Here is a 14,569-nt window from a genome sequence, read left to right as displayed (position 1 = left end):
GGCGCCCATGCCGGCCAATCTCCCCCTTCTGGGTCCCACAAGGGGGAGATTACCATTTCACAGCGCCTTCACCGCCACCTTCACCGGCTTTTCGATCTCAAGCGGATTGCGCAGCGGCAGACCGAAATCCTGCGCCTCGATCTCGAACGTATCGCCGGCTTCCGTCCTGATGCCGTCGGCGAAGGACAATGTCGCGGTGCCGAACATATGCACATGCACATCGCCCGGCTGACGGAAGGCCGAATATTTGAAATGGTGGTGCTCGAGATTGGCGATGGCGTGCGACATGTTCGCTTCGCCCGACAGGAACGGCTTTTCCCACAGAAGCTTGCCGTCGCGCCAGATGCGCGATGCGCCGCGGATGTCGGCCGGCAGGTCGCCGATCAGGATTTCGGGGCCAAACGAGGCGTTGCGCAGCTTGGAATGGGCGAGGAACAGATAGTTCACCCGCTCCGTCACGTGATCGGAGAACTCGTTCGACAGTGTGAAGCCCACGCGGAACGGCGCGCCGTCATCGCCGATCACATAGATGCCGGCGATCTCAGGCTCCTCGCCGCCGTCCTGCGCAAAGGCGGGCGACATCAAAGGTGCGCCCGGCGCCACCGCCATCGTGCCGTTGCCCTTGTAGAACCATTCCGGCTGTACGCCGACCTGGCCCTTGGCGGGCTTGCCGCCTTCGAGGCCCATGCGGAACATCTTCATGGAATCGGTGAGTTCTTCCTCGCCGCCCTCGCTGAGCTTCTTGTGCATGGAATCGCGCGTCGCCGCGGAGCCGAGATGCGTGAGGCCGGTACCGGTGAGGTGCAAATGCGCAGGATCGGGATGGTTGATCGGCGACACCAGCCTGTCCCTCTTATAAGCGGCATCGAGATCGACCGCCTCGCCATAGCCCTTGCGCTCGATCAGCGCCTCGAGCCCGGTGCCGGTGCGCGCGGCCTCCATCGCCAGCGAATAGACGCTGCGCGCGCCGTTGATGACCCTGGTCTTGCCGCCGCCGTTGCGGGCGACGACGCGGATCGTCTCGGCGTCGTCGAGGATCTGGGAGATCAGCATGGTTGAATCCTCTCTCATCTTGCCTGGCTGCCCGCGGGCAAACCTTGACCTACGCGGCGCGGAGGAGTCCGTGCCGCGGTTGAAATTCTTCGTCCGGATTGCGCTCGCGAGCCTGGTCCTTGCCTGGACTTCTTGGCGCCGGCGGGTTTGCCGGTAGCCTCGCGATCTAGAACCCGTATGCCTCCTGAACCTCGTTTGCGGCCTTCAGGCCTTGTTCTTGTTGTAGACGTCGAAGATGACGGCGCCGAGCAGCACCAGGCCTTTGACCACCTGCTGCCAGTCGACATTGACGCCCATGATCGACATGCCATTGTTCATCACGCCCATGATGAAGCCGCCGACCACGGCGCCGATCACCTGTCCGACGCCGCCCATTGCCGAGGCGCCGCCGATGAAGACGGCCGCGATGACGTCGAGCTCGCTGCCGAGGCCCGCCGCCGGCACGGCCTGGCCGAGGCGCGCCGCGATGATAAGGCCGCCCAGCGCAGACAGCACGCCCATGTTGATGAAGACGAGCAGCGTCAGCCGTTCGGTATTGATGCCCGAGAGCTGCGCGGCCTTGGCGTTGCCGCCCATCGCATAGATGCGGCGGCCGATGGTCATGCGCTTGGTGACGAAGACGAACAGCGAGATCAGCACGCCCATCACCAGCAGAACGACCGGCAGGCCCCTGTAGCTCGCGAACTGGAAGACCAGGAACAGCGCCAGCGCGCTGCCGACCAGTGTCTTGATGACGAACAGCGGGAAGGGCTCCGCCTCATAGCCATGACGCTCGCGCTTGCGCCGCGTCCGGAAGCCGAAATAGGCATAGGCGAGCACCGCGATAAGGCCGAGCACGACGGTCGTCATGTGCAGCGTCAAGCCGCTGCCGATGATGGTCTTGCCGGCGGCATTCACCGTCGGCGGGATCAGCGTCAGCGGGCCGATGACGTCCGGGATGAAGCCCGAGCTCAGCTGCTTGAAGCTGGGAGGAAGCGGGCCGACCGAGGAGCCGCCGCCAAGCAGCGCCTGGCAGATTCCGCGGAAGATCAGCATGCCGGCAAGCGTCACGATGAAGCTCGGTATCCGGTGATAGGCGATCCAGTAGCCTTGCGCCGCGCCTATGAGGGCGCCGACGAGCAGGCAGACGATCGATACCACCAGCGGATTGCTGAACACTCCGAGCGGCCAGATGACCATCATCATCGCGGCAAGCGCGCCGATGAAGCCGGCGACTGACCCCACGCTGAGGTCGATATAGCCGGAAATGATAACCAGCAGCATGCCGAGCGCCATCACGATGATGAACGAGTTCTGCTGCACCAGGTTGCTGAGGTTCACCGGTTTGAACAGCGTTCCCGACGTCGTGTACTGGAAGAACAGCATGATGACGATCAGCGCGATGATCAGGCCGTATTCGCGCAGGTTCGTCGTCAGCGCCGAGACGGCGATGCGCTGTCCATGCTTGACGTCCTCGGCGACGCCGCTTTGCGGCGCGGGAGCGCTTTCTGTGCTCATGATGCTTTTCCTTCTCCCCGAACGATGGCGCGCATGATTTTTTCCTGGCTTGCATCGCTTGCCGCCATTTCGCCGACGATACGCCCTTCGTTCATCACATAGATACGGTCGGAGATGCCGAGCAATTCAGGCATTTCCGACGAGATGACGATGATCGCTTTGCCCTCGGCGGCGAGGCGCGCGATGATCGTATAGATTTCGTACTTCGCCCCGACGTCAATGCCGCGGGTCGGCTCGTCGAGGATCAAAACTTCCGGATCGGCGAACAGCCATTTCGACAGCACCACCTTCTGCTGGTTGCCGCCCGACAGGTTGCCGGTCAGCTGGTAGACGCTGGAGGCGCGGATATTGGTCTTCTTGCGATAGTCGTTGGCGACGCTCATCTCGCGCATGTCGTCGATGACGCCACGGCTCGAAACGCCGGACAGGTTGGCTAAAGTCACATTGTGCTTGATGTGGTCGATGAGGTTGAGGCCGTAGGTCTTGCGGTCCTCGGTGACATAGGCGATGCGGTTCGCCACCGCCTTGCTCACCGACGAGAGGTCGAGCGGCTTGCCGTGGAGCGATACCTCTCCGGTGATGTGCCGGCCGTAGGAGCGGCCGAACAGGCTCATGGCGAATTCGGTGCGGCCGGCGCCCATCAGCCCGGCGATGCCGACAACCTCGCCCTTGCGCACATTGAGATTGATGTTCTTGATCACCTGCCGTTCGGCGTGGATCGGGTGGTAGACCGACCAGTCCTTCACCTCCAAGATGACGTCGCCGATCTGCGGCTCGCGCGGCGGAAAGCGGTCGTCGAGCGAGCGGCCGACCATCGAGGTGATGATGCGGTCTTCCGAGATGTCCTTCCTCGGCAAGGTCTCGATCGTGCGTCCGTCGCGGATCACCGTCACCTTGTCGGCGACACGGTTCACCTCGTTGAGCTTGTGCGAGATCAGGATCGAGGTCATGCCCTGGCGCTTGAACTCGAGCAGAAGGTCGAGCAGCGCCTGGCTGTCCTTTTCGCTGAGCGACGCCGTCGGCTCGTCCAGGATCAGAAGCTTCACTTCCTTGCTGAGCGCCTTGGCGATCTCGACCAATTGCTGCTTGCCGACGCCGATATTGGTGATCAGCGTCTTGGGATCTTCCTTGAGGCCGACCTTCTTGAGCAGCGCGCTGGTGCGCGTCTCGTTGGCATCCCAGTCGATGACGCCGTAGGTGGCGTGCTCGTTGCCGAGGAAGATGTTTTCCGCGATCGACAACATTGGCACCAGGGCAAGCTCCTGATGGATGATGACGATGCCGATATGCTCGCTGTCGTGAATGCCTTTGAAACTGCATTCCTGGCCGCGGAAGATGATCTGGCCTTCATAGGTGCCGGACGGATAGACGCCCGACAGCACCTTCATCAGCGTCGACTTGCCGGCGCCGTTCTCGCCGACGACGGCGTGGATCTCGCCTTCCTCGACACTGAGATTGACGTTCGACAACGCCTTCACGCCGGGGAACGTCTTGGTGATGTCGCGCATCTCCAAAATCGTTGAGGCCATCAGGTTCTGCTCCCTGGCGCATGGCTTCCAAATCGGTACCGATCTTGGAAAAGGCCCATGCGCGAATAATCAACATACTGCGGCGGCATCGCATCCCGCATCGGTGCGTGACGCTGCAGAGGCCGGCAAAACAATACCGGGGCCGCTTGCGAACGAAAAGGGGCCCTGCGTCGCGCAGGACCCCTTCTTTGAGACCGGATTACTTCAGCTCTTCAGCCTTGATGTAGCCGGAGTCGACGACCAGCTTCTGGTAGTTCGACTTGTCGACGTCATGCGGCGTCAACAGGATCGAGGGCACAACCTTGACGTCGTTGTTGTAGGTCTTGGTGTCGAGGCCGTCCGGCTTGCCGCCGGAGAGCACCTTGTCGACCAGCTCGACGGTCGCCTTGGCCAGCTCGCGGGTGTCCTTGAACACGGTCGAGTACTGCTCGCCCGAGATGATCAGCTTGACCGAGGCGGTCTCGGCATCCTGACCGGTCACGATCGGCCAGGGCTGTGCGTCGGTGCCGTAACCGACGGCGCGCAGCGAAGCGGTGATGCCGCGCGACAGGCCGTCATAGGGCGACAGAACGCCATCGACGCGGCTGCCGTCCGAGTAGTTGGCCGAGAGCAGATTGTCCATGCGGGCCTGGGCGGTGGCGGCGAGCCAGCGCAGCGTGCCGACCTTGTCCATGCCCATCTGGCCGGACTTGATCTTGATCGAGCCGTCATCGATCAGCGGCTGCAGGACCGACATGGCGCCGTTGTAGAAGAAGAAGGCGTTGTTGTCGTCCGGCGAGCCGCCGAACAGTTCGACGTTCCACGGCTTGGTGTTCGGGAAGCGCTCCTTGAGGCCCTTGACCAGCGAGTTCGCCTGGATCACGCCGACGCCGAAATTGTCGAAGGTGGTGTAGTAGTCGACATTGCCCGTCTTCTTGATCAGGCGGTCATAGGCGACGACGACGACGCCGGCGTCATTGGCCTTCTGCAGCGCGTCGGCCATGGTGGTGCCGTCGATCGACGCGATGATCAGCGCCTTCGGGCCCTTGGTGATTTCGTTTTCCAGCTGGCTGAGCTGGTTCGGGATATCGTCCTGCGCATACTGCAGGTCGACGGTGTAGCCGAGCGCTTCGAGCTGGGACTTGACGGCGTCGCCGTCGTTGATCCAGCGCTGCGAGGTCTTGGTCGGCATCAGCACGCCGATGAGACCCTTGTCGGCTGCATGCGCCGAATAGGTCATGGCGGCGATGCCAAGGGCCGCGACGGCGGCCAGCGTCTTGATGATCTTCACATTACTCTCCCTGGTTGATGGACGCGACACCTCGGGGCTTCGCGGGCCGCGCAACCGAACAGGTGCGCTGGCGCGCCACTGTCGGCTTTATCGATCTCCGGTATCCTCCCAATCGGTCCCGCGGCGCAGTTTAAATCGATACGAATTTGCTCGTTGCCGACGGTTGCGCCTCGGAACGCGCGAAGGGTGGGTCCCTTTGACATAACTGTCAAATGCGATCTTTGCTGGTTGCTATAACGAAACTGGTATAGCGTAAAGGGCCGATATCAACTTGGTGGAGAGGCTCAAAATCATGGCGGCATTGCGCGATCCCGACGCGATTTCAGGTAGTTACGAGAAATTGCCGGGAGACGGCGAGACGCTACTGCGCAGCGGGTTGAGCCTCCGTCACATGCGCATGATCGCCGCCCTGGACGATCACGGACGGGTGAGCGCCGCCGCGCAGGTCATGAACATCTCCCAGCCGGCCGCTTCGCGCATGATCGCCGAGATGGAGGCGGTACTCGACGTGAAGTTGTGCGAGCGGCTGCCGCGCGGCGTGACGCTGACCCCTTATGGCCAGGCGCTCGCCCGGCGCGCCCGCTCCATCCTGCTCGAAATGCGTGAGGCCGACCGCGAGATTTCCGAGCTCAAGGCCGGCAAGGGCGGCTCCGTGTTCCTTGGCGCGGTGACGGCGCCGGCGATCGAGCTCGCGGTGCCGGCGATCCGCGAGATACGCCGCATCTATCCGCGCATCGAGATCACCATGCAGGTCGAGACCTCGAACGTGCTCGCCCGCGAGCTGATTGCGTCCCGCCACGATTTCATCATCGCGCGCATCCCCGACGACCTCAATCCGCGGCTGTTCGAATCGCGCGTCATCGGCGTCGAGAAGGCATGTCTCATCGTGCGTCGCGGCCACCCGCTGGCGAGCGGCAAGATGGTCAAGCTCGAAGACACAGCGGCTTATGACTGGGTGTTCCAGTCCGGCGGCTCGCCGCTGCGCCAGGCGATGGAAAGCAACTTCCTCAACCGCGACATTCCGCTGCCCGACCGTATCCTCAACACGTCTTCGCTGCTGCTCACGTTGGTGATGGTGGCGCAGTCCGACGCCATCGCGCCGGTCTCGATCCAGGTCGCCAAGTTCATTCAAGGCGGCGACGGGCTGGCCGGCGCCATCGACGTGGTTCAGACCGAGTTCGATATCGAAGTGAGGCCCTACAGCCTGATCACGGTCAAGAATCGCGTGCTCTCGCCCGCCGCGAAAATGTTGCACGACTTCATCTTGCGCGAAGTGGGGTAATGGAACGAGAACGCTATTTGTGCGTTCAAACCGATCGGCGGCTCGCTAGCGTGTTTCGGGTGAGGGATCGAGTTGCCGATGTTCGACAGCTCGGGAGGTCTCGATGGAACGTCGGTTGTTTCTGACTGGAATGCTTGGCGTTGCGGGGGCGACGGCGCTTGCAAGCCTCGCTGGAACTGGCAAGGCGGTTGCCGGCGTCCCCAAAGGCAACGGAATTCTCGATGAGTTGGACAAGCCGGATCCGGCTATCTACGAGGAGGATGAGCAGGAAGATCTGCTGCAGCCGGCTCAGTACTATTACCGCCGCCGTCGCTACTACCGCGATAGGTATTACCGCCGTCGCCGCCGCCGGCGGGGCTGGAGAAGGGTCTGCCGCCGCTACTGGCGCTATGGCCGGCGTCATGTCCGCTGCTGGCGCCGCCGCGTCTGGATCGGTTTCTCGCTGTAAGGCATTAGGGGTCAACGTTCATAAACGACAAATTTGCGAATTAGGTCTTGCGCTGGTGCGCAAGACCTACGCTCGTGGTTGCCCCACGGTTCCGATGCTGTCGTGTCCGGTTTGGCGCCAGGTCTCGACCCGGCCGATATTGGCACTAATGGCCGTTACGATTGGGCGCGTCTGTAAATCTTGCTGGGTCGTCTGATAGCCTTGCTGATCGCGCGGCTGAGCGTCATGGGGTACTTCCGCTGCATAAACTGCTCATAGGCCTCAACCCATTTGCCGTGCCGCTCGGGCGTTATCTGCGACGGTGGCCTCTCATCATTGAAAAGTGACACGATCTTCTGGAGGCGGGAATGAAAGGCATCCAGATCCACCCCTGAAAGCATTGGCTTGCGAGCCACCACCGCGCTATCCCGCCAAAAATTCTCAGGGTTTGCGGCTGCAATTTTGTCGGTCTCGAAGTAGCTTTCTACCAGTTCCATGCCGGTCATCGAGCAAAGAGCGCCCCACGAATCCGGATAGAACCGCCAGCAGTCATACGGATAGCGGTGCACGTGGCCTGCTCCCGGCGCGATGATGAGCGCCAGACCGCCCGGCTTTGTGACGCGCGCGATTTCCGCGAATGTGACCCAGAAGAATGGGTTGTGCTCGAAAGTGGATGCAGAAAGGCAAAGATCGAACGAACAATCCGCGATTTCGGGCCAAACGAACGTGTTCGCCGGAACGATGTCCACGTTGTTTCCCGACTCGATATCGAGACCGGTGTAAGCAAATCTGGGAGGCGGGAACAGCGGCCTATAGGTATTTTGCGTATCGTACGATTTGGAGCCTATTTCCAGCACGCGCACGCCAGTTTGGGCGAACTCGTCATCATAGGTTTGCAGGAACATTTCAGCTTTTACAAATGATGTCTCGTGCATTGAACCTGACCCGTGTTGATCCAGTCGAAAGCGTAGGTTGATCGACCAGTACAACTCCCTTTGAAGCTGGAACAGGCGAATTATGTGGGCAGAGCCATCAAGGTATCCAGGATGCTGCGCCGCTTAAGCTCAAGCAACCGCTGGCGGCGAGCCGGCTCCATGTCAATGTCGGTCGTGAAGCGGCTCTCATGAAGCCAACTGTCAATACGCTCGAAAAGCGCTTCGTCCATCGCTATGCCGGCGGCGACTGTGATCCGTTCATAGTCGGCCGGGCATAGATCATGGTCACTGAGTTCCCGGTACAGGCGGTGCCAGTTCAGGCCGCCGGTATCAAACCCGTCGAGCCAGTCCCGACCGAAGTTGAGCCGATCTGTCCGCAATCGACCCAAGTTGAAAAAGGCAAACCCGGGCCACAGGTACCAGCGCTCTTCTGGCGCCGTTCGAACCAATCCCGCGACGGCGGCTTGATCCAGCATGCGGAAAGGGTCTGTCTTTGCGGTGGGGAAAATGTCGTGATCCAGAAAGCCGGCCATGGAAGGCTGGTTCGCAAGAACGATGTTCCTCCAAGCCCAATTCAGGGCATAGCCGTGCGATTTGCCCCCTTCCTTTTCTCGGCCTATCCAAGGGTTGGCGGGCACGGTCGCGAAGGCAATGTCGGCTGTCGCGCAGATGTCCCGAATGGCACGCTTTGCCGTCGGGTCGGTCGAGTTGTCGGCAACAATATGGACGGCCTCGGAAACGTTTCTAGCGATCAGATTGATCTGCCACTCGATCACTTGGGGATCATTGAAGCTGATCGTAATCAGGACTTTCCGGCCACGGATACGAGGAAGAGCCACCGGGCTGGCATGCCTGGCCAGCGCAATCCGTTCCCGAACCTGATAGCGGGCATGATTCTTGCGGTCGACCAGCGGTCGTAGCCTGAACCATTCACGGATAGTGTATTTCGATAGGGCGCGCGGCATGCTTCGCCTTTTATCCATCAGCGACCGACACGACAACCACAAGCTGTGGCCCAGGCTTCTTGGACTTTCGCCCGTACGCGGGAGGCTTCCGATTTGGACGGAAGCACTGCCCATATCGGGCCTGGACCTTGCGGGGACTGGAGCGGGTAGCGGGAATCGAACCCGCGCGTTCAGCTTGGGAAGCTGACAGGCTACCATTACATCATACCCGCGCAGTAGCCTCGTTACCATGATGGCGCGGCCTCAAGCAATCGGCAAAGCTGCATCACTGTCTCGCTGCTTGATGGCGGACTATCGAGTGCGTATTTCTGTATCGCGCTGCCGAATCGGGCGGCTCGAACCGGAGAATGGCCTTGTCCGCACTGACGCGCTTTCTTGGCGACACGCCGCTCAGGGTGTTCCTGAAGCTGCTCGTGGTCTCCTTCCTCGTCGGCCTCGTCATGCACGCCTTCGGCTGGTCGCCGATCGACGTCTTCTATGGCATCCGCCAGTTCTTCGTCGATTTGTGGAATCTGGGCTTCCACGCCATCGACCGCTTCCTGGGCTATATCCTGCTCGGCGCCGCGATCGTCGTGCCGGTGTTCATCCTGCTTCGGATCGCCAGCTACAGGAAATAGCCCGCGACTGCATCACGCATATCGGGCGGCGACCTCGAACAATATGGCGTGGCGTGCGGCCAGCGCCGGCACGTCGGTCGAGTAGCCGCCGCCGATGACGCCGCACAGCGCTACGCCATGGTTGCGAAAATGGCCGATGACCATGTCTTCGCGGGCCCGCAGGCCGTCGTCGGTCAGCGCCAGCCGGCCAAGCCTGTCCTCGGCGTGGGCATCCACGCCCGCATTGTAGAAGACGATGTCCCAGTGCCTTTGCCCCCATAGGTCCGGCAGGATGGCGGCAAGCCGCTCGAGATAGACGTCGTCGCCGGTGCCGTCCGGCAAGGCGACGTCGAGGTCGGAAGCGATCTTGCGCACAGGGTAATTGCGCTCGCCATGCATGGAAAAGGTGAAGGCGCGCGGCTCGTCCTTCAATATGTCGGCCGTGCCGTCGCCCTGATGCACGTCGAGATCGACAATCAGCACGTTTGCGACAGCACCCTCGGCCAGCAGCGTCAGCGAGGCGACGGCGACATCGTTGAAGGTGCAGAAGCCGGCGCCTTGCGCGCGCCGTGCATGGTGGCTGCCGCCGGCGGCGTTGCAGGCAATGCCGTGCTTCAGCGCCAGCCGCGCCGCCAGCACCGTCCCGGCGGTGGCGAGCTGCGCCCTCAGCGACACGCGCGGGCCGATCGGGAAGCCGATCTCGCGCTCTATTTTTTCCGGCACCCGGCAAGCGATCACCTGGTCGACATAGTCTGCCGCATGGGCAAGCTTCAGCGAGGCCGCCGGTGCGGGCTGCGGCATCGAAAGCGCGCCGGGCACAGCCAGCCCGCGTATGCGCAGGGCCTCCATCAGAAGCGGATATTTGCTCATCGGAAAGCGATGGTTGACGGCGAAGCCGGCGTCATAGTCGGGATGGTGGACGATCTGCAGCGGCATGGATCGGGCGGGCGCCAGCCTGGAGCAATTCCAGGAAAAGTGTGAAACGGTTTTCCGTCCGGAATTGCGTAAGACCAGCAGAAGATTCGGTTGGCAGTTCGGCGGATGGTGGTTGCGTGACGCCGGCAAACTGGGGCACATCGGGTCCTCGATCAAGCCGCAATCAGCCAGGCAGCAATCCCTTGGATGCGACCCCCTTGGACGTAACACAAGTCAACGCCAGGTCCTTCGCCGTCACCAACCGCTCGGTGTTGGCGATTGCCGTGCCGATGACGCTTGCCTATCTGACGACGCCGCTGCTCGGCATCGTCGACACGGCGGTGGTCGGCCAGTTCGGCGACGCGGCCCTGCTCGGCGGCCTGGCGGCGGGATCGCTGGTGTTCGACGTCGTCTTCACCACCTTTAATTTCCTGCGTTCCGGCACTACCGGCCTCGTCGCCCAGGCCTTCGGGCGCGGCGATGCGCTGGAAGAGCAGGCGGTGCTGTGGCGCGCCATGCTGATCGCGGTCGTCGCAGGCGTCATACTTGCCGCGCTTTCACCGCTCTTTGCCGTGGCCGGCCAATGGTTCATGGGCGCCGAGCCGCGCGTCAGCGCGGCGATGTCGGTCTATATCCGTATCAGGCTGCTCGCCGCGCCCTTCTCGCTGATCAACTACGCCATACTGGGCTACGTGCTGGGACGCGGCGAAGGCGGGCTCGGCCTGATGCTGCAAGCGGTGCTCAACGGCATCAACATCGCGCTCTGCTTCCTGCTCGGGCTCAAGCTCGGCTGGGGCGTCGCCGGCGTCGCCTGGGCGACCGTTACCGGCGAATTCCTGGCCATGCTGCTCGGCCTTGCCATCGTGCTCAGCCGCTTCCGCAAGCTGGAACGGCCGTCACGCCGCCGCATCCTCGACCTGCCGGCCTACCGGCGCATGCTGTCGCTCAACCGCGACATCATGATACGCTCCTTCTCGCTGCTTGCCGCTTTCGCGTTGTTCACCCGCCAGGGCGCGCAGTTCGGCACGGTGACACTCGCCGCCAACGCGGTGCTGATGAACTTCTTCCTGATCGCCGGCTATTTCCTCGATGGTTTTGCCACCGCCGCCGAACAACTTGCCGGCCGCGCTATCGGCGCGCATGCGCCCGCCCCGTTCCGGCAGGCGGTCCGGCTGACGTTGATCTGGGGTTTTGCCCTCGCCGGTATCGCCACGCTTACCCTGCTGACCGCCGGCACCAGCCTGGTGGCGCTGGTGACGACGTCTCCGGAGGTCCGCGCGGTCGCCGACACCTATCTTCCCTGGGCGGCCTTCACGGCGCTGAGCGGCGTGCTGGCGTTCCAGATGGACGGCGTCTTCATCGGCGCCACCTGGTCGCGCGATATGCGCAACATGATGCTGGTGTCGTTCCTCGTCTTCAGCGCCGCGCTCATCACCCTGGCCCCGGCCTTCGGCAACAACGGCCTATGGGCATCGCTGCATGTCTTCCTGCTGGTGCGGGGCGTGAGCTTGCTGGCGGTTCTGCGGCTGAGAGTACGCACTGCATTTTAGTGCTGTGCGTCTGAGGCGTTTCTCAGCTCCAGAGATCGGTCGAGAGGTACTTCAGCCCGGAGTCGCAAATCACGACAGCGATCGTCTTGCCCGATTGGCCGCCCCTTAGGAGACGCAGCGCGGCGGCAACATTCGCTCCGGAGGAGAAACCACCGAAGATACCTTCGCTGCGCGCCAGCAGGTGCGTGGCCTCGCGTGCTTCGTCGCCGGAAACTTGAAGATAACCATCGACGGGAGCGTTGTTCAGGAATGCCAGGTCCGGCATGGCGTAGCCGCCGCCTTGAATGGGGTGTTCGGGTTGGGTGACGGTCTCTCCCGCTGCCGCTGCGGCGCCCTTGGGCTCGACGATGAAGCACTTGATCAGAGGATTGCGTTCCTTGAGCGCCCTCGCTACCCCGGCATATGTGCCGCCCGAGCCGATGAAGTCGACGAATGCGTCGACGGCGCCGTGGCTGGCGTCCCAGATTTCCGGCCCGGTCCCTTGATAGTGCGCAAGCCAGTTCCCGTCGCGATGGAACTGGTCGGCACGGTACGCGCCTCGTTCCGTCGCCACCGCCCTGGCGGCTTGCTCGACAAGCGCCAGATCGCCACCCGAGACCTGCCCCGCCACCGACCCCGGCAACTGGTCCACGAGAATTACTTCCGCGCCGAGCGCCGTCATCATTCGTGCGCGCTCTTCAGAGTTGCCCTTCGACATCACCGCGACGAAGGGGTAACCCCTGACGGCGCAGATGATGGCGAGCCCCGTGCCCATATTTCCCGAGGTAAGCTCGACCACCGTTTGTCCTGGTTTGATGGCGCCGGATCTTTCGGCTTCCTCGATTATTCCAAGCGCCGCACGGTCCTTCTTGGAAAAGCCCGGATTGAGATATTCCAGCTTGGCGAGGATTGCGCCGTCGACGCCTGCCTGCGCGGTCAGCCTGTCGAGCCGGACCAATGGCGTTCCACCGATCGCGTCCACGACGGAGTTCAGAACCTCGGCCATTATCTGTCCTCCTGATTCCGTGGGTACTCGGTCAGAGTCGTTCGGACCAGTGTGCACAGCCGCTATCGCGCAGCTCTCCGATGGATTTGAGGCGCTCCCTCTCCGCAAGCCGCGCCATGCCGGCAATGATGCGCCCGGGCAGCGCCGGCCCGGCATAGATCATGCCGGTGTAGAGCTGGACGAGGTCGGCGCCGGCGCGGATCTTCTCCAATGCGGCCTCGGCCGAGTCGACGCCGCCGACGCCAATGATCGCCATCTGCGGGCCAAGCAGTTTGCGCATGCGCGCCAGAACCGCGGTCGAACGCTCGAACAATGGTTTTCCCGAGAGACCGCCGGTTTCATTCGCCAAGCCGCCGCTCCACAATCCCGTCCGCGCCAGCGTCGTGTTGGAGACGATGACGCCGTCGATCTTCTTCTCGCTCACCTCGGCGGCGATATCCTCCAGCTCCGCTTCGACCAGATCCGGCGCGATCTTGAGGAATATGGGCCGTTGCGCAGTGGCTGCGGCACGCGCGGCCATCACCCGAGACAGCAGTTCGCCGAGCTGCTCGCGCGCCTGCATGTTGCGCAGCCCCGGCGTGTTGGGCGAGGAGATGTTGACCGTCAGGTAACTCGCGTAAGGCGCGAAGCGGGCGACGCCGCGCTCATAGTCGGCGATGCGGTCGGCGCTGTCCTTGTTGGCGCCGATGTTGACGCCGACGATGCCCTGCCGCCCCTTGCGTGCGGCAAGGCGCTTTTCGGCGGCCGCGTGGCCTTCGTTGTTGAAACCCAGCCGGTTGATCACCGCTTCGTCCGCCGTCAGCCGGAAGATGCGCGGCTTCGGATTGCCCGATTGCGGTAGCGGCGTGATGGTGCCGACCTCGGCGAAGCCGAAGCCAAGTCCAAGCAGCGCGTCCGGCACTTCGGCGTTCTTGTCGTAGCCGGCGGCCATGCCGAGCGGGTTCGGGAAATCGAGGCCGCAGAGGCTGACCTTCAGCCGCGCGTCATGCGTCGGCAGCCGCGCGTCGCGGGGCGCGCCAAGCGGCAGTCCGCAGCGCAGCGCGGCGATCGACATGCCATGCGCGGTTTCCGGATCGAAGGAGAAAAGCAGCTTCTGGCCGAGCCGGTCGAGCACACTCATTCGCCCTCCAGTGCCGGGAATTCGTGGCCGTCGGCGCCGAGTGGCAGCGGCTTCACCCAGAGAACGGCGTCGAGAGCGAGCGGCGCATAGAGATGCGGGAACAAGGCGCCGCCGCGCGATACCTCGTATTTCAGCGCGTCGCCGAGTTTATTGCTGTCGACCGCGACCAGCAGCAGGTCAGTCTGCCCGGCGAAATGCCTGGCAGCCGTCTCGCGCGCCTGTGCAGCCGTGGAGAAATGGATGAAACCGTCGGCGATGTCGATCGGCGCGCCGGTGAAGCATCCGTTCTTCTCGGCTTCGCGCCAAAGCGCCTCGGGCGCGATCTTGTAGATAATCTGAGACATTGCCGCGCTATAGTCCGAACCGAAGGCACGGGGAAGGCTTGAAGCTCGACTCTTCCCCATTTCCGGCGCAAACCTATGATAGCTCGCCTTCACCGGCTCAT

Annotated in this window: 14 protein-coding genes and 1 tRNA gene; 4 read left to right on the top strand and 11 right to left on the bottom strand. The window is 62.7% G+C overall.

Features of this window, described 5'->3' with window-relative positions:
• Positions 1–57: 57 nt before the first annotated feature.
• The 4 genes from araD1 to chvE all read right to left on the bottom strand — a co-directional run bounded on the left by araD1 (position 58) and on the right by chvE (position 5,349).
• Positions 58–1,053, bottom strand: coding sequence for an AraD1 family protein (gene araD1, locus YU3_RS0122855; RefSeq protein ID WP_027168414.1), 996 nt, complete (start codon positions 1,051–1,053; stop codon positions 58–60).
• A gap of 204 nt (positions 1,054–1,257) precedes the next feature.
• Positions 1,258–2,550: a multiple monosaccharide ABC transporter permease gene (gene mmsB / locus YU3_RS0122850; protein WP_027168413.1), complete on the bottom strand. Its 1,293-nt coding sequence runs from the start codon at positions 2,548–2,550 to the stop codon at positions 1,258–1,260.
• Positions 2,547–4,079, bottom strand: coding sequence for a multiple monosaccharide ABC transporter ATP-binding protein (mmsA, locus tag YU3_RS0122845; protein ID WP_027168412.1), 1,533 nt, complete (start codon positions 4,077–4,079; stop codon positions 2,547–2,549). Before mmsA ends, mmsB begins: the two co-directional genes overlap by 4 nt.
• Positions 4,080–4,278: 199 nt before the next feature.
• Complete coding sequence (gene chvE, locus YU3_RS0122840) at positions 4,279–5,349, bottom strand: multiple monosaccharide ABC transporter substrate-binding protein (RefSeq protein ID WP_027168411.1); 1,071 nt, start codon at positions 5,347–5,349, stop codon at positions 4,279–4,281.
• Positions 5,350–5,641: 292 nt separating this feature from the next.
• Between chvE and YU3_RS0122835 the strand changes: the two genes are divergently transcribed.
• A complete protein-coding gene (locus YU3_RS0122835; protein WP_027168410.1) occupies positions 5,642–6,631 on the top strand; it encodes a LysR family transcriptional regulator in 990 nt (329 codons plus the stop codon).
• 103 nt (positions 6,632–6,734) lie between these two features.
• Positions 6,735–7,079 carry a hypothetical protein gene (locus tag YU3_RS0122830; RefSeq protein WP_027168409.1) on the top strand — a complete coding sequence of 115 codons (345 nt, stop codon included), beginning with the start codon at positions 6,735–6,737 and terminating at the stop codon, positions 7,077–7,079.
• Positions 7,080–7,234: 155 nt separating this feature from the next.
• Here the strand turns inward: YU3_RS0122830 and YU3_RS38770 are convergent, their stop codons facing one another.
• The 3 genes from YU3_RS38770 to YU3_RS0122815 form a co-directional block, all read right to left on the bottom strand.
• Positions 7,235–7,993 (bottom strand): methyltransferase domain-containing protein, encoded by a 759-nt coding sequence (locus tag YU3_RS38770; protein WP_084508234.1) that lies wholly within the window; start codon positions 7,991–7,993, stop codon positions 7,235–7,237.
• A gap of 80 nt (positions 7,994–8,073) precedes the next feature.
• Complete coding sequence (locus YU3_RS37235) at positions 8,074–8,958, bottom strand: hypothetical protein (RefSeq protein WP_156913569.1); 885 nt, start codon at positions 8,956–8,958, stop codon at positions 8,074–8,076.
• A gap of 138 nt (positions 8,959–9,096) precedes the next feature.
• Positions 9,097–9,170, bottom strand: a tRNA-Gly gene (locus YU3_RS0122815).
• 135 nt (positions 9,171–9,305) lie between these two features.
• Here YU3_RS0122815 and YU3_RS0122810 point away from each other — a divergent pair.
• A complete protein-coding gene (locus YU3_RS0122810) occupies positions 9,306–9,575 on the top strand; it encodes a DUF6460 domain-containing protein (RefSeq protein WP_245273614.1) in 270 nt (89 codons plus the stop codon).
• A gap of 12 nt (positions 9,576–9,587) precedes the next feature.
• On the opposite strand, the gene YU3_RS0122805 is transcribed toward YU3_RS0122810, so the two are convergent.
• Complete coding sequence (locus tag YU3_RS0122805; RefSeq protein WP_027168407.1) at positions 9,588–10,490, bottom strand: histone deacetylase; 903 nt, start codon at positions 10,488–10,490, stop codon at positions 9,588–9,590.
• A gap of 269 nt (positions 10,491–10,759) precedes the next feature.
• On the opposite strand from YU3_RS0122805, the gene YU3_RS0122800 reads away from it, so the two are divergent.
• A complete protein-coding gene (locus YU3_RS0122800) occupies positions 10,760–12,019 on the top strand; it encodes an MATE family efflux transporter (protein ID WP_084508248.1) in 1,260 nt (419 codons plus the stop codon).
• A 22-nt stretch (positions 12,020–12,041) separates the two neighbouring features.
• On the opposite strand, the gene YU3_RS0122795 is transcribed toward YU3_RS0122800, so the two are convergent.
• From YU3_RS0122795 to YU3_RS0122785, 3 genes are read right to left on the bottom strand one after another with little or no spacing between them, the layout of a single operon-like run.
• Positions 12,042–13,004, bottom strand: coding sequence for a cysteine synthase family protein (locus tag YU3_RS0122795; protein WP_027168405.1), 963 nt, complete (start codon positions 13,002–13,004; stop codon positions 12,042–12,044).
• A gap of 31 nt (positions 13,005–13,035) precedes the next feature.
• A complete protein-coding gene (locus YU3_RS0122790) occupies positions 13,036–14,124 on the bottom strand; it encodes a quinone-dependent dihydroorotate dehydrogenase (RefSeq protein ID WP_027168404.1) in 1,089 nt (362 codons plus the stop codon).
• Positions 14,121–14,468, bottom strand: coding sequence for a DUF952 domain-containing protein (locus YU3_RS0122785; RefSeq protein WP_027168403.1), 348 nt, complete (start codon positions 14,466–14,468; stop codon positions 14,121–14,123). Before YU3_RS0122785 ends, YU3_RS0122790 begins: the two co-directional genes overlap by 4 nt.
• Positions 14,469–14,569 lie beyond the last annotated feature (101 nt).

Source organism: Mesorhizobium sp. WSM3224 (assembly GCF_000427725.1).
Classification (GTDB): Bacteria; Pseudomonadota; Alphaproteobacteria; order Rhizobiales; family Rhizobiaceae; genus Mesorhizobium.
The sequence above is the reverse complement of the archived record's forward strand: the minus strand, read 5'-3'. Positions and strand labels throughout refer to the sequence as shown.

Coding starts and splice junctions, on each gene's coding strand:
- araD1 (WP_027168414.1), bottom strand. CDS start 1,053: ATGCTGATCTCCCAGATCCTCGACGACGCCGAGACGATCCGCGTCGTC.
- mmsB (WP_027168413.1), bottom strand. CDS start 2,550: ATGAGCACAGAAAGCGCTCCCGCGCCGCAAAGCGGCGTCGCCGAGGAC.
- mmsA (WP_027168412.1), bottom strand. CDS start 4,079: ATGGCCTCAACGATTTTGGAGATGCGCGACATCACCAAGACGTTCCCC.
- YU3_RS0122835 (WP_027168410.1), top strand. CDS start 5,642: ATGGCGGCATTGCGCGATCCCGACGCGATTTCAGGTAGTTACGAGAAA.
- YU3_RS0122830 (WP_027168409.1), top strand. CDS start 6,735: ATGGAACGTCGGTTGTTTCTGACTGGAATGCTTGGCGTTGCGGGGGCG.
- YU3_RS38770 (WP_084508234.1), bottom strand. CDS start 7,993: ATGCACGAGACATCATTTGTAAAAGCTGAAATGTTCCTGCAAACCTAT.
- YU3_RS37235 (WP_156913569.1), bottom strand. CDS start 8,958: ATGCCGCGCGCCCTATCGAAATACACTATCCGTGAATGGTTCAGGCTA.
- YU3_RS0122810 (WP_245273614.1), top strand. CDS start 9,306: ATGGCCTTGTCCGCACTGACGCGCTTTCTTGGCGACACGCCGCTCAGG.
- YU3_RS0122805 (WP_027168407.1), bottom strand. CDS start 10,490: ATGCCGCTGCAGATCGTCCACCATCCCGACTATGACGCCGGCTTCGCC.
- YU3_RS0122800 (WP_084508248.1), top strand. CDS start 10,760: ATGACGCTTGCCTATCTGACGACGCCGCTGCTCGGCATCGTCGACACG.
- YU3_RS0122795 (WP_027168405.1), bottom strand. CDS start 13,004: ATGGCCGAGGTTCTGAACTCCGTCGTGGACGCGATCGGTGGAACGCCA.
- YU3_RS0122790 (WP_027168404.1), bottom strand. CDS start 14,124: ATGAGTGTGCTCGACCGGCTCGGCCAGAAGCTGCTTTTCTCCTTCGAT.
- YU3_RS0122785 (WP_027168403.1), bottom strand. CDS start 14,468: ATGTCTCAGATTATCTACAAGATCGCGCCCGAGGCGCTTTGGCGCGAA.